Raw genomic sequence first — 22942 nt, 5'->3', positions numbered from 1 at the left:
CAAGGCTCCCGGGTCTTTTTTCGCCGGCCGCTATCGTTATTGAGTGAAATAATCGGCCGATGCCCCGCACGCCGAACGCCCCCGCTCCCGCCACTCCTGCGCCCGCTTCACCGGCACCCGAGAAGGGCCGCAAGCGCATGCAGATGGCCGACATCGCGCGGCTGGCCGGCGTCTCCGCCTCGACCGTCTCGCGCGCGCTCAGCGGCAGCCCGCTGATTCCCGAGGCCACGCGCAACCGCATCACCGAGCTGGCCAATTCGCTGGGCTACCGCGTCAACGTCGGCGCCGCCAACCTGCGCAAGCGCGACATCCAGACCGTGGGCGTGGTGGTGCTGGGCGACAGCATGCAGATGATCTCGGACCCGTTTCTGCTGAGCATCCTCGGCACCGTGGCCGACGCGCTCGACGAACGCGGCATGAGCCTGCTGCTCACCCGCATGCACGAGAGCCGCCGGCACATGATGAACGAAATGTTCGAGAGCGGCCAGGTCGCCGGCCTGATCGTGATCGGGCAGCTGACCTGGCACGAGCACCTCAACCAGCTCGCCCGCCAGGGGCTGCCGATGGCGGTCTGGGGCGCCTGCCTGCCCGACGCGGTCTACCCGGTGGTCGGCGGCGACAACGCCCAGGGCGGCTACCTCGCCACCCGGCACCTGATCGACCAGGGCTGCCGGCGCATCGCCTTCTTCGGCGACACCACGCACCCCGAAGCGGGCCTGCGTTTTGCCGGCTACGCCCGGGCCCTGGCCGAGGCCGGGCTGCCGCTGGACCCCAAGCTGCAGCAGTCCTTCCTGTTCGGCGACACGCGCATCCGCGAGGTGATCGACGGCTGGCTGGACCAGAACCTGGCCTTCGACGCCATCTTCGCGTCCAGCGACGTGACGGCGATCTCGATCATGGGCGCGCTCAAGGAGCGCGGCATCGCCGTGCCCGAGCGGGTGCGGCTGGCGGGCTACGACGACATCGCGCTGGCGGCCCACGTGCATCCGACGCTGAGCACGATCCGCCAGCCCACCGAACAGGCCGGGCGCGCGCTGGTCGAGCTGCTGTTCGAATCGATCCAGGGCCAGCCCCGCCGCGCGGTGCTGCTGCCGGCCGAACTGATCGAGCGCGACAGCAGCCGCTGAGCCGCACCCTGGCACCGGGCAACCCGCCCCGGTCGCCGGTTTTCACCGTCTGTCGGTTCCTGAGTTACGGATTCGTTACGACCGGCCGGGTAGGTGAAAACCCCATCATGCAATCGTTTGCATCAGTGCTCCAATTTGATCACTGCCCGCTCACACAGGCCCCGCACGCCCGGCAGTTCGAACGGATCAACAACCATCCAAGAGGCAAACGCATGAAACTCAATTCCCTTTCCCTGGCCGCCAAAACCGCCGCCCTGGCCCTGACCGCCCCGCTGTGGATCGCCAGCGCCCAGGCCGCCACCATCACCATCTCCTGCGGCTCGGTCGGCCAGGACTTCGAGTTCTGCAAGCAGACCACGGCCGAGTGGGCCAAGAAGACCGGCAACGAGGTCAAGCTGTTCACCATCCCCAACAGCACGACCGACATCCTGGCCCTGTTCCGCCAGATGTTCGCCGCCAAGTCCACCGACCTGGACGTGATCAACGTCGACGTGGTCTGGCCCGGCGTGATCAAGGACCACCTGCTCGACCTCAAGCCCTACAGCAAGGGCGTGGAGAAGGAACACTTCCCGGCCATCGTGGCCAACAACACCGTGGACGGCAAGCTGCTGGCCATGCCCTGGTTCACCGACGCCGGCCTGCTGTTCTACCGCAAGGACCTGGTCGAGAAGTACGGCGCCAAGGCCCCGACCACCTGGGAAGAGCTGGCCGCCACGGCCAAGAAGATCCAGGACGGCGAGCGTGCCGCCGGCAACAAGGACTTCCAGGGCTTCGTGTTCCAGGCCAAGGCCTATGAAGGCCTGACCTGCGACGCCGTCGAGTGGATCCACAGCTTCGGCGGCGGCAACATCGTCAACGACAAGGGCGAGATCACCGTCAACAACCCCAAGGCCGTGCTGGCGCTCAAGACCGCCGCCTCGTGGGTCGGCACCATCGCCCCGCAGGGCGTGCTGAACTACGCCGAGGAAGAAGCCCGCGGCGTGTTCCAGAACGGCAATGCCGCCTTCATGCGCAACTGGCCCTACGCCTGGTCGCTGGGCAACGCCAAGGACTCCAAGATCTCCGGCAAGATCGGCGTCTCGGCCCTGCCCAAGGGCGGTGCCGACGGCCAGAACGCCGCCACGCTGGGTGGCTGGCAGCTCGCCGTGTCCAAGTACTCCAAGAACCCCGAAGCCGCCGCTTCGCTGGTGATGTACATGACCAGCACCGAGGTGCAGAAGATGCGCGCGATCAAGGGTTCGTACAACCCGACCATCGCTGCCCTGTACAAGGACAAGGACGTGCTGGACGCCAACCCCTTCTTCGGCAGCCTCTACAGCGTGTTCACCAGCGCCGTGCCGCGCCCGGCCACCGCCACCGGCGCCAAGTACCCCGAGGTCAGCGCCGCGTTCTGGAACGCCACCTCCGACGTGCTCTCGGGCAAGGCCACGGCCGAAGACAGCCTCAAGAAGCTCGAAGGCAAGCTCAAGCAGGTCAAGCGCGACAAGTGGTGATGACATGACCCCCACGCTCCACCGGGGCGTGGGGGATCGGATGTGAAACCAGCAGGAGCCCACCCATGAACAGCAAGACCCGCACCGCCTGGACCTTCCTCGCACCCATGTTGCTGGTGCTGATCCTGGTGGCCGTCTGGCCGCTGGGCCGCACCATCTGGTTCAGCTTCACCAACGCCAACATCAACGACCTCGACGCCACGAAGTTCGTCGGCCTGGAGAACTACTTCGGCGAATTCGGCCTGTTCGCCAACCCCAATTACACCGATGGCTTCTTCGCCAGCGACTGGGGCATGGCCATCCTCAACACGCTGAAGTTCAGCGTCGTCTCCGTCACGCTCGAAACCCTGATGGGCCTGGGCGTGGCGATGCTGCTCAACCAGGACTTCAAGGGCCGCACCTTCGTGCGCACCGCGGTGCTGGTGCCCTGGGCGATTCCCACCATCGTCTCGGCCAAGATGTGGGGCTGGATGCTGCACGACCAGTTCGGCGTCATCAACCAGTGGCTGGTCGACCTGGGGATCATCACCACCAAGATCGCCTGGACCGCCCAGCCCGAGTTCGCGCTCTGGACCGTGGTCGCGGTCGACGTCTGGAAGACCACGCCGTTCATGGCGCTGCTGATCCTGGCCGCGCTGCAGACCCTGCCCAAGGACTGCTACGAGGCCGCCGAAGTGGATGGCGTGCATCCGCTGCGCGTGTTCTGGAAGGTGACGCTGCCGCTCATCAAACCGGCGCTGATGGTGGCAGTGATCTTCCGTCTGCTCGATGCGCTGCGCGTGTTCGACCTGATCTACGTGCTGACCTCGAACAACAACAGCACGATCTCGATGTCGGGCTTCGTGCGGCGCGAAATGATCGACAACGGCTACATGGGCTACGGCTCGGCCGCCTCGACCGCGCTGTTCCTGATCATTGGCCTGTGCACGGTGGTGGCGATCAAGCTCAGCCGCATGAAACTGGGAGAAGACTGATGAAAGCAGCCTGGTACTGGCGCGTGGCGCTCTATCTCGCCGCCACGATCGTGGTCGTGGTCTCGGTCTTCCCGTTCATCTACGCGGTCTCGACCTCGCTCAAGTCGGGCTCGGCGCTGTTCGAGTCGACGCTCTGGCCGAAGTCGTTTTCGCTGGACAACTACATCTCGCTGTTCACGCTGGCCGAGCAGCCCTTCGGTCGCCACATCCTCAACTCGGTGATCGTGGCGGTGCTGGTCGTGACGCTGTCGATCTTCCTGGGTGTGACCGCCGCCTACGCGCTGGGCCGCATCCAGTTCAAGGGCCGCGGCCTGCTGCTGACCGCGGTGCTGGCGGTGTCGATGTTCCCGCAGGTCGCGGTGCTGGCCGGCATGTTCGAGCTGATCCGCGCGCTGGGCCTGTACAACAAGTCGCTGGGCCTGGTGCTGCCCTACATGATCTTCACCCTGCCCTTCACGGTGTGGGTGCTGACCACCTTCATGAAGCAGCTGCCCAAGGAGCTCGAAGAGGCCGCGATCATGGACGGCTGCGGCCCCTGGCGCATCATCAAGGACGTGTTCCTGCCGCTGCTGTGGCCCGCCCTGGTGTCCACCGGCCTGCTGGCCTTCATCGCAGCCTGGAACGAGTTCCTGTTCGCGCTCACCTTCGTGCTGGACAACAACGAGCGCACCGTGCCGGTGTCGATCTCCCTGATCTCCGGCGCCAGCAAGTACGACATCCCCTGGGGCAACATCATGGCCGCCTCGGTGCTGGTCACGATCCCGCTGCTGGTCCTGGTGCTGGTGTTCCAGAAAAAGATCGTCTCGGGCCTAACCGCCGGCGCGGTCAAGGGCTGACCCCTTCCTCCTCTTTCCTTCGTTTTCCCCACCCATGAAAGCACCCAACAACGGCTGGTGGCGCGGCGGCGTGATCTACCAGATCTACCCGCGCTCCTTCCAGGACAGCAACGGCGACGGCATCGGCGACCTGCCCGGCATCACGCAGCGCCTGGAGCACATCGCCGCGCTCGGCGCCGACGGCATCTGGCTCTCGCCCTTCTTCAAGAGCCCGATGAAGGACTTCGGCTACGACGTCAGCGACTACTGCGATGTCGACCCGATGTTCGGCACGCTGGACGACTTCAGGGCCCTGGTGGCGCGCGCCCACGCGCTGGGCCTGAAGGTCATGATCGACCAGGTGCTCTCGCACACCAGCGACCAGCACCCCTGGTTCCTGGACAGCCGCGCCAGCCGCGACAACCCCAGGGCCGACTGGTACGTGTGGGCCGATGCGAAGGACGACGGCAATCCGCCCAACAACTGGCTCTCGATCTTCGGCGGCAGCGCCTGGCAGTGGGACACGCGCCGCTGCCAGTACTACCTGCACAACTTCCTGACCAGCCAGCCCGACCTGAACTTCCACAACCCGCAAGTCCAGGACGCGCTGCTGGCCACGGTGAAGTTCTGGCTCGACCTCGGCGTGGACGGCTACCGGCTGGACACGGCCAACTTCTATTTCCACGACGCCGAACTGCGCAGCAACCCGGGCAAGGGCGCGCCCGATCCGAGCAAGCCCGACCCGGCGGTCAACCCCTTCAATCCCTACGCCTGGCAGCAGCACCTCTACGACAAGAGCCGGCCGGAGAACCTGCCCTTCCTGCAGCGCCTGCGCGCCCTGCTCGACCAGTACTCCGACACCACCATGGTCGGCGAGATCGGCGACGACGACGGCCTCGCCCGCGTGGCCGAATACACCCGGGGCGGCGACAAGCTGCACATGGCGTACTGCTTCGACTTCCTCGGCCAGCCGCACGACGCTCCCTTCCTGCACGGCGTGCTGCAGCGCTTCGACACCGTGGTCGGCGACGGCTGGCCCTGCTGGGCACTGTCCAACCACGACTGCGAACGCTCGGCCACGCGCTGGGGCGGCCCGAATCCCGACCCGCGCCTGATCCGCCTGGCCGCGGCCTTCCAGGTCAGCCTGCGCGGCACGGTCTGCCTCTACCAGGGCGAGGAGCTGGGCCTGCCCGAAGCGCAGCTGCGTTTCGAAGACCTGCAGGACCCCTACGGCATCACGCTCTGGCCGCAATACAAGGGCCGCGACGGCTGCCGCACGCCCATGCCCTGGCAGGCCGATGCGCCGCACGCCGGCTTCTCCACCGGCGCCCGCCCCTGGCTGCCGGTCGCCGATGGCCACACCGCGCTGGCGGTCGACCGGCAGGCCGGCCGCGACGGCTCGACGCTGGGCTTCTTCACGCAACTGCTGCACTGGCGCCGCGACCAGCCGGCCCTGCGCCATGGCCGCATGCAGCTGTTGCCCCGGCACCCGCAGGTCGTGGCCTTCGAGCGCGACGACAGCGTGCAGCGCCTGCTCTGCGTCTTCAACTTCAGCGACCAGCCGGCCACCCTGGCCCTGCCCGCCGGCTGGATTGGCGCGGGCACGCTCGCCGGCAGCGGCCTGAGCGGCGCCCGCATCGAGGGCGACACCCTGCATTTCGAACCCTGGGGCGGCCTGTTCCTGCAGGCCCCCTGAGTTCACCCACCGAGGAGACAAGCACCATGTCCAGGATCGACTTCCAGAGCGTCTGCAAGCGTTACGCCCCCAACGCGCCGCTCACGATCAACAACGCCAACCTCACGATCGAGAACGGCGAGTTCTGCGTCTTCGTCGGGCCCTCGGGCTGCGGCAAGTCCACGCTGCTGCGCATGGTGGCCGGGCTGGAAGAGATCAGTTCGGGCGACCTGTCGATCGGCGGCGAGCGCGTCAACGACCTGCCGCCGGCGCGCCGCGGCGTGGCGATGGTGTTCCAGAGCTACGCGCTCTATCCGCACATGACGGTGCGCGAGAACATGGGCTTCGGCCTCAAGGTGTTCGGCGCCAACGCGGCCGAGATCGACAAGAAGGTGCGCGAGGCCGCCGAGATCCTGCAGCTGACCCACCTGCTGGACCGCCTGCCCAAGCAGCTCTCGGGCGGGCAGCGCCAGCGCGTCGCCATCGGCCGCGCGATCGTCAAGGAGCCGCGCGTGTTCCTGTTCGACGAGCCGCTGTCCAACCTCGACGCCGCGCTGCGCGTGCAGACCCGGCTGGAGATCGCCAAGCTGCACCACGCGATCGGCACCGCCAGCATGATCTACGTGACGCACGACCAGGTCGAGGCCATGACGCTGGCCGACAAGATCGTGCTGCTGCGCGCGGGCGAAGAGGTGCAGACCAAGGGTTCGGTCGCGCAGATCGGCACGCCCATGGACCTCTACCACCGCCCCAACAGCCTGTTCGTGGCGGAGTTCATCGGCTCGCCCAAGATGAACATCCTGCCGGCGCAGTTCGAGTCGGGTGACAGCCACCGCGCCACCGTGCGGGTCGCCGGCACGCCGTTCGAGGTCGCGGTCGACGCCGCGCAGCTCGCGGCCGGCACCCGCGTGAGCCTGGGCCTGCGGCCCGAGCACATGCGGCTGGCCGATTCGGAGAGCAGCCCCAACAGCCTGCCCGCGCAGGTGGTCCACATCGAAAAGCTCGGCGAAGCCTCGCTGCTCTACCTCGAACTGGCCGAATCCCTGCCCACGATCACGCTCAAGGTCGAGGGCACCACGCAGCTGCACACGGGCGAGAACGTGCGCCTGCAGGTGGCGCCAAGCGACCTGCACCTGTTCGACGCCGGAGGCGAGGCGCTGGCGCGCACCGTGCCGCTGCCGGTCTGAACCGGTCCGGGCCCGACCGGCGGATACGCCGGCCGCAATCTGCGCGACACTGGCGGTTTTGGCCGCCAGCCCGCGGACAGGCGGCCGCAGACCCTCACCGACACCGCGCCCCCAGGAGCCGCCATGACCATCCTCATCCACGCCACCACCCCGTTCGCCGGCCAGCTGCCGGGCACCTCCGGCCTGCGCAAGAAGGTCACGGTGTTCCAGCAGCCGCACTACCTGGAGAACTTCGTCCAGGCGCTGTTCGACGTGCTGCACGGCGATGCGCCGGCCGCGGGCCAGACCCTCGTGCTCGGCGGCGACGGGCGCTTCCACAACCGCGTGGCGGTGCAGACCATCCTGAAGATGGCGGCGGCGCGCGGCTACGGCCAGGTGCTGGTCGGCCAGGGCGGCATCCTGTCCACGCCGGCCACCAGCGCGGTGATCCGCCGCCGTGGCGCCAGCGGCGGGATCATCCTCTCGGCCAGCCACAACCCCGGCGGCCCCGACGGCGACTTCGGCATCAAGTACAACGGCACCAACGGCGGTCCGGCGCCCGAGAAACTGACCCAGGCGATCTACGAGCGCACGCAGGTGCTCTCCCGCTACCGCCTCAGCGACGCGGCCGACATCCCGCTCGACACCCTGGGCACCTACAGCATGGAAGGCATGGCCATCGAGGTGATCGATCCGGTCGCCGACCACGCCGCCGTGCTGCGCGGCCTGTTCGACTTCGACGCCATCCGCCGCCTGTTCGCCGGCGGCTTCCGCCTGCGCTACGACGCCATGTGGGCCGTCGGCGGGCCGTATGCGAAGGCCATCATCGAAGGCGAACTCGGAGCACCGGCCGGCACCGTCGTCAACGCCGAACCCAAGGAAGACTTCGGCGGCCTGCACCCCGACCCCAACCCGGCCTACGCCGAGGACCTGATCGCCCACCTGATGGGCCCCGACGCGCCCGACATGGGTGCCGCCTCCGACGGCGACGCCGACCGCAACATGATCCTGGGCCGGCGCTTCATCGTCTCGCCCTCCGACAGCCTGGCGGTGCTCGCGGCCCACGCCACCAAGGTGCCCGGCTATGCCCGCGGCCTGGCCGGCGTGGCGCGCTCCATGCCCACCTCCACCGCCGTGGACCGGGTCGCCCAGTCGCTCGGCATCGCCTGCCACGAAACACCGACGGGCTGGAAGTTCTTCGGCAACCTGCTGGACGCCGGCCAGATCACGCTCTGCGGCGAAGAAAGCTACGGCACCGGCTCGGACCACGTGCGCGAGAAGGACGGCCTGTGGGCCGTGCTGTTCTGGCTCAACCTGGTCGCCGTCACCGGCCAGTCGGTCGAGCAGCTGGTGCGCGGCGTGTGGCAGGCCCACGGCCGCTGCGTCTACTCGCGCCACGACTACGACGGCATCGCCACCGAACGCGCCAACGCGCTGATGGCCGAGTTGCGCGCGCAGCTGCCGTCGCTGGGCGGCAGCACGGTCGCGGGGCAGCAGATCGCCTGGTCCGACGACTTCGCCTACACCGACCCAGTGGACGGTTCGGTGAGCCAGAAGCAGGGCGTGCGCGTGGTGCTCGAAGACTCCTCGCGCGTGGTGTTCCGCCTCTCGGGCACCGGCACCGAAGGCGCGACGCTGCGTGTCTACCTCGAACGCCACGAACCCGATGCCACGCGGCAGGACATCCCCGCGCAGGAAGCACTGGCGCCCCTGATCGCGCTGGCCGAGGCCGTGGCACACATCCGCCAACACACGGGCATGGACGCACCCAGCGTCATGACCTGACACCCCCGTTCCTGCCCATGCTCGACCGCATCGAACACCGCCTCGCCCAGTCCCTGCGTGCCCAGCCCCACTGGCCCGCGTTCGCCAAACGGTTGTCGGTGCATGGTCCGCGGCTGGTGCAGGAACTGGCGCAGCTCTACGGCGAACGCGCGGACTTCGAACAGGTGGTCGAGGACCTGCTGCACGTCGCCTACGACGGCTGGCGCGAGCGGCCGGCCGATCTGCAGCAACGCGACGCGCAGCGCGAGCAGACCCCCGACTGGTTCGCCTCGCACCAGATGCTGGGCGGCGTCTGTTACGCCGACCTCTGGGCCGGTGGCTTCCAGGGTCTGCAGGAACAGATCCCCTACCTGCGGGACGAGCTGGGACTGACCTACCTGCACCTGATGCCGCCCTACCGCTGCCCGCAGCCGCACAACGACGGCGGCTACGCGGTCAGCAGCTACCGCGCCACCGACCCCGCGCTGGGCAGCATGGACGAGCTGCGCGCGCTGTTCACCGCGCTGCGCGCCGCCGGCATTTCGCCGGTGCTGGACTTCGTGTTCAACCACACCTCCGACGAACACGAATGGGCGCAGAAGGCGGCGGCCGGCGACGCCGAACACAGCGCCTACTACTGGATCTTCCCGGACCGCAGCGAGCCCGATGTGTACGAGCAGACGGTGCGCGAGATCTTCCCCGACGAGCACCCCGGCGCGTTCACGCAGCTGCCCGACGGCCGCTGGATCTGGACCACCTTCCACACCTACCAGTGGGACCTGAACTACAGCAACCCGGCGGTGTTCACCGCGATGGCGCGCGAGATGCTGTTCATCGCCAACCTGGGCGTGGACTTCCTGCGCATGGACGCGGTGGCCTTTGTGTGGAAGCGCCAGGGCACGCCGTGTGAAAACCTGCCCGAGGCGCACCACCTGCTGCGCGCCTACAACGCGCTGTGCCGCATCGCCGCGCCCTCGCTGCTGTTCAAGAGCGAGGCCATCGTGCACCCCGACGATGTGGCCGGCTACATCTCGACCGGGGAGTGCCAGGTCTCCTACAACCCGCTGCAGATGGCGCTGCTGTGGAACTCGCTGGCCACGCGCGAGGTGAACCTGCTGCAACACGCGCTGGAGCACCGCCACGCCCTGCCCGCGCACACCGCCTGGGTCAACTACGTGCGCAGCCACGACGACATCGGCTGGACCTTCGCCGACGAGGACGCGGTGCACTTCGGCATCGACGGCTTCGCCCACCGCCAGTTCCTCAACAAGTTCTTCGTCAACCGCTTTGACGGCAGCTTCGCGCGCGGCGAACCGTTCCAGGACAACCCGCTCACCGGCGACTGCCGCATCAGCGGCACCGCCGCCTCGCTCTGCGGCGTCGAGCAGGGCGACGTGCACGCCATTGCGCGCCTGCTGCTGATGTACGGCGTGGCGCTGTCCAGCGGCGGCATCCCGCTGATCTACCTGGGCGACGAGGTCGCCACGCTCAACGACCACGCCTACCAGCTGGACGCGCACAAGGCGGTGGACAGCCGCTGGCTGCACCGGCCCGCGCGCGACGGCGCACGCTACGCGCAACGCCACGACCCGAGCACCACCGCCGGCCGCATGTTCACGGGCCTCACGCAGCTCATCCGCCTGCGCCGCCACCTGCCGGCCTTGTCGGGCGGCACGCTGCAGGCCTTCTGGACCCACAACCCGTCGGTGCTGGGCTTCCTGCGCGGCCAGGGCCACGGGGCGGTGCTGGTGCTCGCCAATTTCAGCGAGCAGGTGCAGCCGGTGGAGGCCCGCGTGCTCGCGGCCCTGCCCGAACAGGCGGTGGATCTCGTCAGCGGTGGCGGCGTCGAACTGCGCGAGGGCCTCCCACTGCAGCCCTACCAACAACTCTGGCTGCAGCTCCCATGAACATCCGCAACACCGACTGGAAACGCAGCGTCGTCTACCAGATCTACCCGCGCAGCTTCTGCGACAGCAACGGCGACGGCATCGGCGACCTGCCGGGCATCACCAGCAAGCTCGACCACCTGCAGGCGCTGGGCGTCAACGTGGTCTGGCTCTCGCCGGTCTACGCCTCACCGCAGGACGACAACGGCTACGACATCAGCGACTACCGCGCCATCGCGCCCGAGTTCGGCAGCATGGCCGACTTCGACACCATGCTCGCGGCCATGCACCGGCGCGGCATCCGGCTGGTGATGGACCTGGTGGTGAATCACAGCTCGGATGAGCACCGCTGGTTCCAGGAAGCGCGCCAGAGCCGCGACAACCCGTTTCACGATTACTACATCTGGCGTGAAGGCCGGGATGGTCAGCCACCCACGAATTGGGAAGCCGCGTTCAACGGCTCGGTGTGGGAATGGAACCAGCCCACCGGCGAGTACTACCTGCACATGTTCAGCCGCAAGCAGCCCGACCTGAACTGGGAGAACCCGGCCCTGCGCGCCGAGGTCTACGAGGTCATGCGCTTCTGGCTCGACAAGGGCGTGGACGGCTTCCGCATGGACGTGATCAACATGATCTCCAAGCCCTGGAACGCCGACGGTTCGCTGCCCGACGCGCCGGTGGTGCGCGACGGCTTCCTGCAGCCCGGCTTCGCCATGAGCTGCAACGGCCCCCGCCTGACCGCGTTTCTGCGCGAGATGCGGCGCGAGGTGCTGGACCACTACGACACCCTCACCGTGGGCGAGGCCCCGCTGGCCACGGTGGCCGAAGGCGTGGCCCTGACGCACCCCGAGAACGGCGCGCTCAACATGCTGTTCCAGTTCGAGCACATGGACCTCGATTCCATCGGTGGCCACGTGGGCGGCAAGTGGGCGCTCAAGCCGCTTCAACTGACCGACCTCAAGCGCACCATGCAACGCTGGCAGGACGCGCTCGACGGTCAGGGCTGGAACAGCCTCTACCTGAGCAACCACGACCAGCCGCGCCCGGTGTCGCGCTTTGGTGATGACAGCCCCGAGCACCGCGTCGCGTCCGCCAAGCTGCTGGGCACCTGGCTGCACGGCCTGCAGGGCACGCCCTATGTCTACCAGGGCGAAGAGCTGGGCATGACCAACGTCGCCTTCCCGTCCATCGATCACTACCAGGACATCGAGAGCCGGAACCACTGGCGCACGGCGGTGGAGGAGCGCGGCGAAGACCCGGCCGGTGTGCTGCGCAGCATCCACGCCAAGGGCCGCGACAACGCCCGCACGCCCATGCCCTGGGACGCGTCACAGCCGAACGCCGGCTTCAGCACGGGCACACCCTGGCTGCAACTCAACCCGAACTGGCGCGAGGTGAACGCCGCGCAGGCCGTGGCCGACCCCGACTCGGTGCTCCACCACTACCGCCGCCTGATCGCGCTGCGCCAGCAGCACCCGGTCATGGCCGAAGGCCGCACCACGCTGCTGCTGCCCGGGCATCCGCAGGTGTACGCCGTGCTGCGCACGCTGGGCGCCTCCGCCTGGCTGGTGGTCTGCAACTTCAGCGGCGAGCCGTCGACGGTGGATCTGGCGGCCGAAGCCGGTGCCCGGCGCGGCACCCTGCTGCTGGGCAACCACCCCGCACGCCCCGGCACGACCGAACAGCGGGCCGACGCCCCCGGCAGCGTGTTCCCCCTGGAGGCGCTGGTGCTCGCGCCCTGGGAAGCACTGATCCTCGCACTGCCTGACCAGGCCGCCGGCAGGCCCGCCTGAAAGGCTGGTGCAAAGGGCCGATCGCTATAATTCGAGGCTATTTGCCCTCTGCCGGGCAATTCCTCCCACACTTTCCGCCCTTCTCGCCCCCGAGGACCCCATGAGCGACCACGCGCACGATTCCCACACCGGCCCGATCAAAACGCCCGCCCAGCTGCTCTGGACGTCGTTCTTCTCCTTCGTGGTGCCGGTTTTCGTCATCATCGGCCTGGTGTATTACGTCACCTCCGGCAACAAGCCTGCCGCCGGTTCGGTCGACCCGGAACTGGCCACCGCCCAGCGCATCCAGCGCATCGGCTCGGTCGAACTGCGCGACGCCAACCGTCCGCTGGCCACCGGTGAGGACGTGTTCAAGGCCCAGTGCTCGGCCTGCCACGCCACCGGCGCCGCCGGCTCGCCCAAGTTCGGTGACGCCGCCGCCTGGGGTCCCCGCATCGGCGCCGGCTTCGACGCCCTGCTGAACTCGGCCCTCAAGGGCAAGAACGCCATGGGCGCCCAGGGTGGCGGTGCGTACAACGACACCGAGATCGGCCGCGCCGTGGTCTACATGGCCAACGCCGGTGGTGCCAAGTTCGCCGAACCCAAGGCCCCGGCCGCCGCTGGCGCTGCCGCCGCCCCGGCCGCTGAAGCCGCTCCGGCTGCGGCCCCCGCGGCTGCTGCCCCGGCCGCACCCGCCGCAGCGGCTCCTGCCGCCGCCGCTCCGGTGGCCAACGCTGGCGAAGCCCTCTACAAGCAGACCTGCGCCACCTGCCACGGCGCTGGCATCGCCGGCGCACCCAAGTTCGGCGACAAAGCCGCCTGGGCCCCCCGCGTCGGCCTGGGCCTGGATGGCCTGACCGCCAGCGCGATCAAGGGCAAGAACGCCATGCCGCCCAAGGGTGGTTCGACCGCGTCCGACGCCGACATCAAGGCAGCCATCGGCTACATGCTGGCCGCGGTCAAGTAAGCACCGTTTCACGCACGAAAAAGGCCGGTCGACTGACCGGCCTTTTTTTTGCCCCTCAATGGCCTGCGCGGCGGGGCGCTCAGACCCAGGGACGCGCTCCCAGCAGGCGCTGCGGGCTGCGCACGAAGCCCCACTGCGCCGGCAGCGCCGCCGCATCCACCGGCTCGGGAGTCCACTCCCCCAGTTCCACCCGGTCGGCCGCCAGTGCCATGTCGCTGGTGTGCACCAGGCCCAGTCCGAGGTCGGTCACCAGGTACAGATGCCCCTCGGCGTCGAGCAGGGTGCGCTGGACGGCTCCCGCAGGCACCCCGGTGTGCGCCAGCACCGCGCCATCCGGTTGCAGGCGCCAGACCCAGGGCGTGGCCTCCAGTTCGACATGGACCCGCTGCGGTCCGTTCTGGAAAAACCACTGCCCCTGCGCGTCGGGCAGGTAGTTGCGGCCGATGAAGGCGATCAGCTTGTCGTGCAGCAGGCGCGAGCCCTTGGACGGCACCGCATGCTCACCGGGCTCCACCGCAAAGGGGCCGGTGCGCTGGCAGCGGTCGTCGCGCATGTACCAGTCGCCGCGCGCGTCCAGCCCCAGCCAGCCGTGGCAGTCCGGCACATTGGGCCATTTGGCGAGGGCGGCCTTGACGATGTCGTCCATGAGGTTCTCAGAGTTGGGCCAGCAGCCAGCGGCCGACCGCGGCCGGCATGGCCCGCACATGGCCCGGCAGTCCCAGGGCGCCCAGCGCTGCCGGAAAGCCGACATGCCCGCCCTGCGCCGGTTGCCAGAGCGTGACGTGCGCCCCGGCCTGTGCCGGCGTGGGCAGGGACGCGGCCGGGACGAAAGGATCGTTGCGCGCGTTCAGCGCCAGCGCCGGCACCCGGATGTCGGCCAGCACCGGCTTGGCCGAGGCCCGCGCCCAGTAGTCGTCGGTGTCGCGGAAGCCGTGCAGCGGGGCGGTGAACAGGTTGTCGAATTCGTAGAGGTCGCGCGCGGCCAGCAGGGCTTCACGGTCGAACAGGCCCGGGTGCTGCTCCAGCTTCTTCAGCGCCTTGGGCACCATGGTCGAGAGGAACATCCGGGTGTAGACCAGCCGGTTGAAGCCGCGCCCGATCGCCTGCCCGCCTGCCGCCAGGTCCAGCGGCGAACACACCGCGGCCACCGCGCGCACGGTGCGCGACGCGCCGTGCCCCATCTCGCCGGCCCAGCGCAGCAGCGCATTGCCGCCCAGCGACACCCCGGCGGCCAACATCGGGCGGCCCGGATGTTCCGCCGCGAAACGCCGCAACATCCAGTCGACCTCCTGGAAGTCGCCCGAGTGGTAGGCGCGCGGCGCCAGGTTCAGCTCCCCCGAGCAGCCACGGAAATGCGGCACCGCCAGCGCCACGCCGGCCTGCGCCGCGAAGTCGGCGAAGGCCACCGCGTACTGGCTCGCCGACGAGCCCTCCAGGCCGTGGAACAGCACGATCAGCGGCGCGTCGGGCGCCACCGCGTGGGCACTGGTGTCGACGTCAATGAAGTCGCCGTCGGGCGTCTGCCAGCGCTGCCGCGTCCATTGCGGCGCCACGCCGCCGTGGCGCCGCGCCGCCAGCGCCGCCCACAGCGTCTGCACATTGCCACCCGGCAGCCACCAGGGCGCGGTGTAGGAGAAACCGGACGCGGACATCGGCTCAGTGCAGCAGCGAGGGCGAGGCCGCGGTGTCGACCGGCTCGGTGCCGCTGCCCGGGCTCGCGTGGTGCGTGACCATGCGCCAGCCGTGCACCGTCTTCGCATAGACGTTGGTGGCCATGATCCAGCCATTGGCCGGGCCGTCGTCGCCCATCACGTCGACGCGTTCGACCACGCTGTGCACGCTGCAGCCCCCCGCGTCGATGCGGCGCACCCGCTCGGGGCGGACCTTGACGCTGCCGTGCGCAAACAGGCTCTCGAACGCCGCGCGGATGGCCGCATGCCCCACCAGGCGCTCGCCGCCCGGGTGCACGCACACGATGTCGTCCTCGTCGGCCCAGCATTCCATCAGCCGCTCCAGGTCGCCGTGCTGCAGGGCGTCGTAGAAGGCGGTTTCGGTGTCGTCGGCGGTGCCGGGGGAAAACTTGGGTCGTCGCATGGCGCACTATGATAGGTCTTTGCCCTCGGAGGAGCCCATGAAGTCCCGTCTCTCCCTCGCCGCCCTCGCCCTCTCGGCCACGCTGCTGGTTTCCGGCTGCGGCTACAACGATTTCCAGAGCCTCGACGAAAAGAGCAAGTCGGCCTGGTCCGAGGTGCTCAACCAGTACCAGCGCCGCGCCGACCTGATCCCCAACATCGTCGCCACGGTCAAGGGCGAGGCCAGCTTCGAGCAGGACACGCTGACCAAGGTGATCGAGGCCCGCTCCAAAGCGACGGCGATCCAGATGACACCGGAGATGGTCAACGACCCGGCCGCCATGGCCAAGTTCCAAGAGGCGCAGGCCCAGATGGGCAGCGCGCTCTCGCGCCTGATGGTGGTGGCCGAGCAATACCCCAGCCTCAAGGCCAACCAGGCCTTCAGCGACCTGCGCGTGCAGCTCGAAGGCACCGAGAACCGCATCACCGTGGCCCGCAACCGCTACATCGAGGCGGTGCAGTCCTACAACGTGCTCACCCGCAGCTTCCCGACCAACCTGACCGCCATGGCCTTCGGCTACAAGACCAAGGAAGGCTTCAAGGTCGAGAACGAAGCCGCCATCAGCGCCCCGCCCAAGGTCGACTTCAACAAGCAATGACCGCCCGCGGCTTGCGCGCCCTGTGCCTGGGTGCGCTGTGGTGGATGCTGTCGGCAGCGGTGCTCGCGCAGGGCGTGCTGCCGCTGCCGGCCCTGCACGCGCGCGTCACCGACCAGACCGGCACGCTCGATGCCGCGGCGCTGGCTGCGCTGGAAAGCAAGCTGGCGGCGTTCGAGACCGCCAAGGGCACACAGATCGCGGTGGTGCTGGTGCCGACCACGCAGCCCGAGGACATCGCCGACTACACGCAGCGGCTGGGCGACGCCTGGAAGATCGGGCGCCGCGAGATCGGTGACGGTGTGCTGTTCGTCGTGGCCAAGAACGACCGGCGCGTGCGCATCGCACCGGCCAAGGCGCTCGAAGGCGCCATTCCCGACCTGATGGCGCGCCGCATCATCGACCAGGCGGTGACGCCCGCCTTCCGCCGCAACGACTTTGCCGGCGGCATCCAGGCCGGGGTCGACCAAATCATGGCCAAGGTGTCGGGCGAGAACCTGCCGCTGCCCGATGAGACCGGGTCGGCCGACCCCGGCAGCGGCTTCGCACCGATGGATGTGCTGATCTTCCTGGTGTTCGCCGTGCCCATCGGCTCCGCCATCCTGCGCAGCCTGTTCGGCAACAAGCTGGGCACGCTGCTGACAGGCGCGGGCGCCGGCGGCCTGGCCTGGGTGCTCACGCAGGTGTTCTGGATCTCCGCCGGCGCCGGCCTGCTGGCCATGCTGGCGGCGCTGTTCTTCCAGATGCTGCCGTCCATGCCCTCGTCGGGCCGCGGTGGACGCGGCGGTGGCTGGGGTGGCGGCTCCTCGGGTGGTGGCTGGAGCGGCGGCGGCAGTTCCGGGGGCGGATTCAGCTCGGGCGGCGGCGGTGATTTCGGTGGCGGTGGCGCCTCGGGGAGCTGGTGAGCATGAACAAACTCTTCACCATCCTCAAGCACCGATGGCTCGACAGCAGCGACACGCGCCGGCGTGTGCCCGACGACATGGCGCAGCGGCTGGCCCGCCGCGTCGCCGCCAGCGAAGGCCGTCATTCCGGCGAGATCCGGGTGTGCGTCGAGGCGGCGCTGCCGCTGTCCTATCTCTGGCGCCTGGGCCGCCACACGCCCATGCAGGCCCTGGCGCGGCAGCGCGCGATGAGCTGGTTCGGCCGCCTGCGGGTCTGGGACACGGCCCACAACAACGGCGTGCTGATCTATCTGCTGCTGGCCGAACACTCGATCGAGTTCGTGGCCGACCGTGCGCTGGCGGCGCGCGTCGGGCCCGCGCAATGGCAGGGCATGGTCGACCGGCTGACCGTGCAGCTGCGCGAAGGACGTCTGGAGGACGGGCTGACACAGGCGCTCGAAGAAGTCTCCGCGGTGCTGGTAGAGCACTTTCCCCAGCCGGCCGACGAAGCCAACCCCAACGAGCTGCCCGATCTGGTCGTGCGGGCCTGACGGCCCGGCCCGTCAAGTCTCGGGTTTCGCCCCGCCCCGTGCGGTGCGGTTGTTCATCACCACCTGCAGTTCCTGCTGCAGCGCCTTGTTCATCTGGGCAAAGGTGCGCAGCTTGCGGGTGGTCTCGCGCAGCCGGTCTGCCATGCGCTTGGAGATGGCCAGCAGCAGGCGCGCGCCAACCGCCGGTTCGGCCTTGAGCAGCCGCCGCAGTGCCGACCGCGACAGCACGGCGGCAGCGATGTCGGTGACGGCGGTGCAGGTCGCCGAACGCGGCGAGCCGTCCAGCACACCCATCTCGCCGATCAGGTGCCCCGGTCCGATGATGTTGACGACCAGACTGCCATCGTTGCCCGGGAGCTCGCTCTCGACCGAGATGTCCCCTTCGAGCACCAGCATCATGTAGTCGTTGCCCTTGAGCTCGCCTTCGTGAATGAAGACGGTGCCGGCGGAAATCAGCTGGGGGTGCATGTAGGTGATCACCCGCCGGGCATCGGCCAGCTTGAGCTCATCCAGCGCCGAGGGGGTGACCAGCAGGCGGGCGGCGACCTCTTCGGGTGCCAGGTCCGGTCGTTCGGAGATGGAGGACATGGGGGCTTTGGCGACTCGCTTCACAGGAACAGGATGATTCCACCGTCACTGGCAGGGTGCCAGCCGCGGGCAAAAAAAAACCGGCAGGCGCCGGTTTTTTTCATGAAACGCCAGGGGCGTCTCACTTCTTCTGACGGAACTTGCGCAACGCAGCGATCTGTGCGGCCATGACCGCCAGCTCCGACGTGGCCTTGGCCAAGTCGATGTCGCTCTTGGCGTTCTTGACGGCTTCTTCGGCGGCCTTGCGGGCTTCGGTGGCCTTGGCTTCGTCCAGATCGTGGCCACGGATGGCCGTGTCGGACAACACCGTGATGAGGTGCGGCTGGACCTCGAGGATGCCACCGGCCACGAAGACGAACTCTTCGCCGCCGTCGGCCTTCTCGATGCGCACGGCACCGGGCTTGATGCGGGTGATCAGCGGAATGTGACCGGGCAGGATGCCCAGTTCACCGCTCTCGCCCGGCAGCGCCACGAACTTGGCCTCGCCGGAGAAGATGGACTCTTCGGCGCTGACCACATCGACGCGGATGGTGCTCATAGTTACTCCTGGAAAAGGTGAAAGGGGACTCAGCAGCGCCGGGGCACCCGGTCAGGATGCCCCGCTGGCCGCTCAGGCAACCTTCTTGGCCTTTTCGAAAGCCTCGTCGATCGTGCCGACCATGTAGAAGGCCTGCTCCGGCAGGTGATCGCACTCACCGGCGGTGATCATCTTGAAACCACGGATGGTTTCCGACAGCGGCACGTACTTGCCGGGCGAACCGGTGAACACTTCGGCCACGTGGAACGGCTGCGACAGGAAACGCTGGATCTTGCGGGCGCGGGCCACGGCCAGCTTGTCTTCCGGTGCCAGTTCGTCCATGCCCAGAATGGCGATGATGTCGCGCAGTTCCTTGTAGCGCTGCAGCGTGCCTTGCACGGCGCGGGCGGTTTCGTAGTGGTCCTGGCCCACGACCAGCGGGTCCAGCTGGCGGCTGGTGGAGTCCAGCGGGTCCACGGCGGGGTAGATACCCAGGGCGGCGATGTCACGCGACAGCACCACGGTGGAGTCCAAGTGGGCGAAGGTGGTGGCAGGCGACGGGTCGGTCAAGTCATCGGCCGGCACGTACACGGCCTGGATCGAGGTGATCGAGCCGACCTTGGTCGACGTGATCCGCTCTTGCAGACGGCCCATTTCTTCGGCCAGCGTCGGCTGGTAGCCCACGGCGGAAGGCATACGGCCCAGCAGGGCGGACACTTCGGTACCGGCCAGGGTGTAGCGGTAGATGTTGTCCACGAAGAACAGCACGTCACGGCCTTCGTCGCGGAACGACTCGGCGATGGTCAGACCGGTCAGGGCCACGCGCAGACGGTTGCCCGGGGGCTCGTTCATCTGGCCGTAGACCATGGCAACTTTCGAGTCTTCGAGCTTCTCCAGGTTCACGACGCCGGAGTCGGCCATCTCGTGATAGAAGTCGTTGCCCTCACGGGTACGCTCGCCCACACCGGCGAACACCGACAGACCCGAGTGGGCCTTGGCGATGTTGTTGATGAGTTCCATCATGTTCACGGTCTTGCCCACACCGGCACCACCGAACAGACCCACCTTGCCGCCCTTGGCGAACGGGCAGACCAGGTCAATCACCTTGATGCCGGTTTCCAGCAGTTCCTGCGACGGCGACAGCTCGTCGTAGGCCGGGGCCTTGCGGTGGATGGAGGCGGTCAGGGCCTGGTCAACCGGACCACGCTCGTCGATGGGCGTGCCCAGCACGTCCATGATGCGGCCCAGGGTGGCCTTGCCGACGGGAACCATGATGGGGTTGGCGGTGTTGGTCACCACCATGCCGCGGCGCAGGCCGTCGGACGAACCCAGCGCAATGGTGCGCACGATGCCATCGCCCAGCTGCTGCTGGACTTCGAGGGTCAGCGCGGAGCCTTCCATCTTCAGCGCGTCATAGACGTGCGGCATCTGGTTGCGCGGAAACTCCACGTCCACGACGGCGCCGATGCACTGGACGATCTTGCCTTGTACTTGAGACATGATGGATACCTTCTGTTTTCTCTAGATTCTGTGGAACGTCAAACCGCTGCCGCACCGGCCACGATTTCCGAGAGCTCTTTCGTGATCGCGGCCTGGCGGGTCTTGTTGTAGACCAGCTTGAGTTCGCCGATGACGCTGCCGGCGTTGTCGGTGGCGGCCTTCATGGCCACCATGCGCGCCGATTGCTCCGAGGCCATGTTTTCGGCCACTGCCTGGTACACCTGCGCTTCGACGTAGCGCAGCAGCAGTTCGTCGATGACGGCTGCGGCATCGGGCTCGTACAGGTAGTCCCAGTCACGGCCACCCGCCTGGTCCTGCAGGCTGTCCGAACTCAGGGGCAGCAGCTGCTCCATCACGGCTTCCTGCTTCATCGTGTTGATGAACTTCGTGTAGCACAGATACACCGCATTGACGCGACCTTCGGTGTACGCATCCAGCAGCGCCTTGACCGGGCCGATCAGCTTGTCCAGGTGGGGCGTGTCGCCCAGACCGGTGGCGCTGGAAACGACCTTCGCACCGATGCGGTTGAGGAAGCCCAGACCCTTGTTGCCAATGGCCACGGCTTCGGCGCCCACGCCTTTGGCCTGCAGATCCTTGAGCTGGTTCGTCAGCGCACGCAGCACGTTGGTGTTCATGCCGCCGCACAGACCCTTGTCGGTCGTGACGACGACAAAACCGGCGGTCTTGGCGTCGTTGGGCTTCATGAACGCGTGGGTGTACTCCGGATTGGCCTTGCTCAGGTTGCCGGTGATCTGGCGCACCTTTTCCGCGTAAGGACGGGCCGCACGCATGCGGTCCTGTGCCTTGCGCATCTTGGAGGCGGCCACCATTTCCATGGCTTTGGTGATCTTCTTGGTGTTTTCCACCGATTTGATCTTGCCGCGTATTTCCTTGCCTGCTGCCATTGCTGCTCCTTTATCGGGTCAATGGGCGGTTCAGAACGTGCCGGTTTTCTTGAAGTCGGCGACCGCTGCGGCCAGCTGGGCTTCAGCTTCCTTGTCCTTGTCCAGCGCCTTGCCGGCTTCCATCTTCTGCAGCAGGGCAGCGTGCTTGTCCTTCAGGAAAGCATGCAGGCCGGCTTCGAACGACAGCACCTTCTTGACGTCGATGTCGTCCAGGTAGCCCTTGTTCACGGCAAACAGCGTGGCGGCCATCAGGCTGATGGACAACGGGCTGTACTGGGCCTGCTTCAGCAGTTCGGTCACGCGAGCGCCACGATCGAGCTGCTTGCGGGTGGCTTCGTCGAGGTCGGAAGCGAACTGCGCGAAGGCAGCCAGTTCACGGTACTGGGCCAGGTCGGTACGGATACCGCCGGACTGCTTCTTGATCAGGTCGGTCTGGGCGGCACCACCGACGCGGGACACGGAGATACCGGCGTTGATGGCGGGGCGGATACCGGCGTTGAACAGGCTGGTTTCCAGGAAGATCTGGCCGTCGGTGATCGAGATCACGTTGGTCGGCACGAAAGCGGACACGTCGCCGGCTTGCGTTTCGATGATAGGCAGTGCGGTCAGCGAACCGGTCTTGCCCTTGACTTCACCCTTGGTGAAGGCTTCGACGTAGTCGGCGTTCACGCGAGCGGCGCGCTCGAGCAGACGGCTGTGCAGGTAGAACACGTCGCCGGGGTAGGCTTCGCGGCCTGGCGGGCGGCGCAGCAGCAGCGACACCTGACGGTAGGCCACGGCCTGCTTGGACAGGTCGTCGTACACGATCAGGGCGTCTTGACCGCGGTCGCGGAAGTACTCACCCATCGTGCAGCCGGAGTAGGCCGACAGGTACTGCATGGCAGCGGATTCGGAGGCCGAAGCGGCCACGACGATGGTGTAGTCCATCGCACCGGCTTGCTCCAGAGCACGCACCACGTTCTTGATCGACGAGGCCTTCTGGCCGATCGCGACGTAAACGCAGGTCATGTTCTGACCCTTCTGGTTGATGATCGCGTCGATCGCCACGGCGGTCTTGCCGGTCTGGCGGTCGCCAATGATCAGTTCGCGCTGGCCACGGCCCACGGGCACCATGGAGTCGATCGACTTCAGACCGGTCTGCACCGGCTGGTCCACCGATTTGCGGGCGATCACGCCCGGGGCGACCTTTTCGATCACGTCGGTCAGCTTGGCGTTGACCGGACCCTTGCCGTCGATCGGCTGGCCCAGAGCGTTCACCACACGGCCGATCAGTTCGGGGCCAACCGGCACCGAAAGGATCTGGCCCGTGCACTTCACGGTGTCGCCTTCGGAAATGTGCTCGTACTCACCCAGAATCACGGCGCCGACGGAGTCGCGCTCGAGGTTCAGCGCCAGGCCGAAGGACGGGATGCCGTCCTTGTTGGCCGGGAATTCCAGCATTTCGCCCTGCATCACATCGGAAAGACCGTGCACGCGGCAGATACCGTCGGTCACAGACACCACGGTACCCTGGTTGCGCACATCGCTCGATGCGCCCAGGCCCTCGATGCGGGACTTGATCAGTTCGGAGATTTCAGCGGGATTGAGTTGCATGACTCTTTCCTTCTTTCGTTAAATGGGATGAGGGCGC

Annotated in this window: 21 protein-coding genes; 13 read left to right on the top strand and 8 right to left on the bottom strand. The window is 67.7% G+C overall.

All coding sequences use genetic code 11. The features are described from left to right. The first annotated feature begins 59 nt into the window (after nucleotides 1–59). The 10 genes from ACS5NL_RS19915 (at nucleotide 60) to ACS5NL_RS19870 (ending at nucleotide 13639) form a co-directional block, all read left to right on the top strand. On the top strand, nucleotides 60–1127 hold the full coding sequence (locus ACS5NL_RS19915) for a LacI family DNA-binding transcriptional regulator (RefSeq protein ID WP_439355713.1): 1068 nt from the start codon (nucleotides 60–62) through the stop codon (nucleotides 1125–1127). Between the two features lie 212 nt (nucleotides 1128–1339). Next, a complete protein-coding gene (locus ACS5NL_RS19910) occupies nucleotides 1340–2620 on the top strand; it encodes an ABC transporter substrate-binding protein (RefSeq protein ID WP_439355712.1) in 1281 nt (426 codons plus the stop codon). Between the two features lie 65 nt (nucleotides 2621–2685). Next, nucleotides 2686–3594 (top strand): carbohydrate ABC transporter permease, encoded by a 909-nt coding sequence (locus ACS5NL_RS19905; RefSeq protein WP_439355711.1) that lies wholly within the window; start codon nucleotides 2686–2688, stop codon nucleotides 3592–3594. Next, nucleotides 3594–4430, top strand: a complete 837-nt coding sequence (locus ACS5NL_RS19900) for a carbohydrate ABC transporter permease (protein WP_439355710.1) — start codon at nucleotides 3594–3596, stop codon at nucleotides 4428–4430. The genes ACS5NL_RS19905 and ACS5NL_RS19900 overlap by 1 nt, the downstream gene beginning before the upstream one ends. Before the next feature lie 34 nt (nucleotides 4431–4464). Beyond that, nucleotides 4465–6105: an alpha-glucosidase family protein gene (locus tag ACS5NL_RS19895; protein ID WP_439355709.1), complete on the top strand. Its 1641-nt coding sequence runs from the start codon at nucleotides 4465–4467 to the stop codon at nucleotides 6103–6105. A 26-nt stretch (nucleotides 6106–6131) separates the two neighbouring features. Beyond that, the gene (locus ACS5NL_RS19890; RefSeq protein ID WP_439355708.1) at nucleotides 6132–7271 is read left to right on the top strand and encodes an ABC transporter ATP-binding protein; all 1140 of its coding nucleotides are present in this window, start codon (nucleotides 6132–6134) and stop codon (nucleotides 7269–7271) included. Nucleotides 7272–7394: 123 nt separating this feature from the next. Beyond that, nucleotides 7395–9035, top strand: coding sequence for an alpha-D-glucose phosphate-specific phosphoglucomutase (locus ACS5NL_RS19885; protein WP_439355707.1), 1641 nt, complete (start codon nucleotides 7395–7397; stop codon nucleotides 9033–9035). A gap of 17 nt (nucleotides 9036–9052) precedes the next feature. Further along, nucleotides 9053–10921 carry an alpha-amylase family protein gene (locus ACS5NL_RS19880; RefSeq protein WP_439355706.1) on the top strand — a complete coding sequence of 623 codons (1869 nt, stop codon included), beginning with the start codon at nucleotides 9053–9055 and terminating at the stop codon, nucleotides 10919–10921. Beyond that, nucleotides 10918–12693, top strand: coding sequence for a glycoside hydrolase family 13 protein (locus ACS5NL_RS19875; protein WP_439355705.1), 1776 nt, complete (start codon nucleotides 10918–10920; stop codon nucleotides 12691–12693). The genes ACS5NL_RS19880 and ACS5NL_RS19875 overlap by 4 nt, the downstream gene beginning before the upstream one ends. A 100-nt stretch (nucleotides 12694–12793) precedes the next feature. Beyond that, nucleotides 12794–13639, top strand: a complete 846-nt coding sequence (locus tag ACS5NL_RS19870) for a c-type cytochrome (protein ID WP_439355704.1) — start codon at nucleotides 12794–12796, stop codon at nucleotides 13637–13639. Between the two features lie 79 nt (nucleotides 13640–13718). On the opposite strand, the gene ACS5NL_RS19865 is transcribed toward ACS5NL_RS19870, so the two are convergent. From ACS5NL_RS19865 to ACS5NL_RS19855, 3 genes are read right to left on the bottom strand one after another with little or no spacing between them, the layout of a single operon-like run. Further along, nucleotides 13719–14285, bottom strand: coding sequence for a DUF2946 family protein (locus ACS5NL_RS19865; RefSeq protein ID WP_439355703.1), 567 nt, complete (start codon nucleotides 14283–14285; stop codon nucleotides 13719–13721). Between the two features lie 7 nt (nucleotides 14286–14292). Further along, nucleotides 14293–15291 (bottom strand): YheT family hydrolase, encoded by a 999-nt coding sequence (locus ACS5NL_RS19860; protein WP_439355702.1) that lies wholly within the window; start codon nucleotides 15289–15291, stop codon nucleotides 14293–14295. 4 nt (nucleotides 15292–15295) lie between these two features. Continuing rightward, the gene (locus ACS5NL_RS19855) at nucleotides 15296–15733 is read right to left on the bottom strand and encodes a YybH family protein (protein ID WP_439355701.1); all 438 of its coding nucleotides are present in this window, start codon (nucleotides 15731–15733) and stop codon (nucleotides 15296–15298) included. A gap of 37 nt (nucleotides 15734–15770) precedes the next feature. Here ACS5NL_RS19855 and ACS5NL_RS19850 point away from each other — a divergent pair, with 37 nt between their 5' ends. The 3 genes from ACS5NL_RS19850 to ACS5NL_RS19840 are packed head-to-tail and all read left to right on the top strand — an operon-like array spanning nucleotide 15771 to nucleotide 17802. After that, nucleotides 15771–16370 carry a LemA family protein gene (locus ACS5NL_RS19850; RefSeq protein ID WP_439355700.1) on the top strand — a complete coding sequence of 200 codons (600 nt, stop codon included), beginning with the start codon at nucleotides 15771–15773 and terminating at the stop codon, nucleotides 16368–16370. Next, nucleotides 16367–17272, top strand: coding sequence for a TPM domain-containing protein (locus ACS5NL_RS19845; RefSeq protein ID WP_439355699.1), 906 nt, complete (start codon nucleotides 16367–16369; stop codon nucleotides 17270–17272). The genes ACS5NL_RS19850 and ACS5NL_RS19845 overlap by 4 nt, the downstream gene beginning before the upstream one ends. A 2-nt stretch (nucleotides 17273–17274) precedes the next feature. Continuing rightward, nucleotides 17275–17802: a TPM domain-containing protein gene (locus tag ACS5NL_RS19840; RefSeq protein WP_439355698.1), complete on the top strand. Its 528-nt coding sequence runs from the start codon at nucleotides 17275–17277 to the stop codon at nucleotides 17800–17802. 12 nt (nucleotides 17803–17814) lie between these two features. Here ACS5NL_RS19840 and ACS5NL_RS19835 read toward each other — a convergent pair whose 3' ends face one another. From ACS5NL_RS19835 to atpA, 5 genes are all read right to left on the bottom strand, one after another. Then, nucleotides 17815–18390: a Crp/Fnr family transcriptional regulator gene (locus ACS5NL_RS19835; RefSeq protein ID WP_439355697.1), complete on the bottom strand. Its 576-nt coding sequence runs from the start codon at nucleotides 18388–18390 to the stop codon at nucleotides 17815–17817. A 121-nt stretch (nucleotides 18391–18511) separates the two neighbouring features. Then, on the bottom strand, nucleotides 18512–18928 hold the full coding sequence (locus ACS5NL_RS19830) for a F0F1 ATP synthase subunit epsilon (protein ID WP_411366365.1): 417 nt from the start codon (nucleotides 18926–18928) through the stop codon (nucleotides 18512–18514). A 72-nt stretch (nucleotides 18929–19000) separates the two neighbouring features. Beyond that, nucleotides 19001–20407 (bottom strand): F0F1 ATP synthase subunit beta, encoded by a 1407-nt coding sequence (gene atpD, locus ACS5NL_RS19825; RefSeq protein WP_439355696.1) that lies wholly within the window; start codon nucleotides 20405–20407, stop codon nucleotides 19001–19003. 38 nt (nucleotides 20408–20445) lie between these two features. Then, nucleotides 20446–21312 carry a F0F1 ATP synthase subunit gamma gene (gene atpG / locus ACS5NL_RS19820; protein WP_439355695.1) on the bottom strand — a complete coding sequence of 289 codons (867 nt, stop codon included), beginning with the start codon at nucleotides 21310–21312 and terminating at the stop codon, nucleotides 20446–20448. A 30-nt stretch (nucleotides 21313–21342) separates the two neighbouring features. Continuing rightward, nucleotides 21343–22905, bottom strand: coding sequence for a F0F1 ATP synthase subunit alpha (gene atpA / locus ACS5NL_RS19815; protein WP_439355694.1), 1563 nt, complete (start codon nucleotides 22903–22905; stop codon nucleotides 21343–21345). Nucleotides 22906–22942: the final 37 nt, after the last annotated feature.

It is taken from the genome of Hydrogenophaga sedimenti (assembly GCF_051857515.1).
In the GTDB taxonomy this organism is placed as follows: Bacteria; Pseudomonadota; Gammaproteobacteria; order Burkholderiales; family Burkholderiaceae_C; genus Hydrogenophaga.
This window is presented reverse-complemented; position numbering and strand designations above follow the sequence as displayed.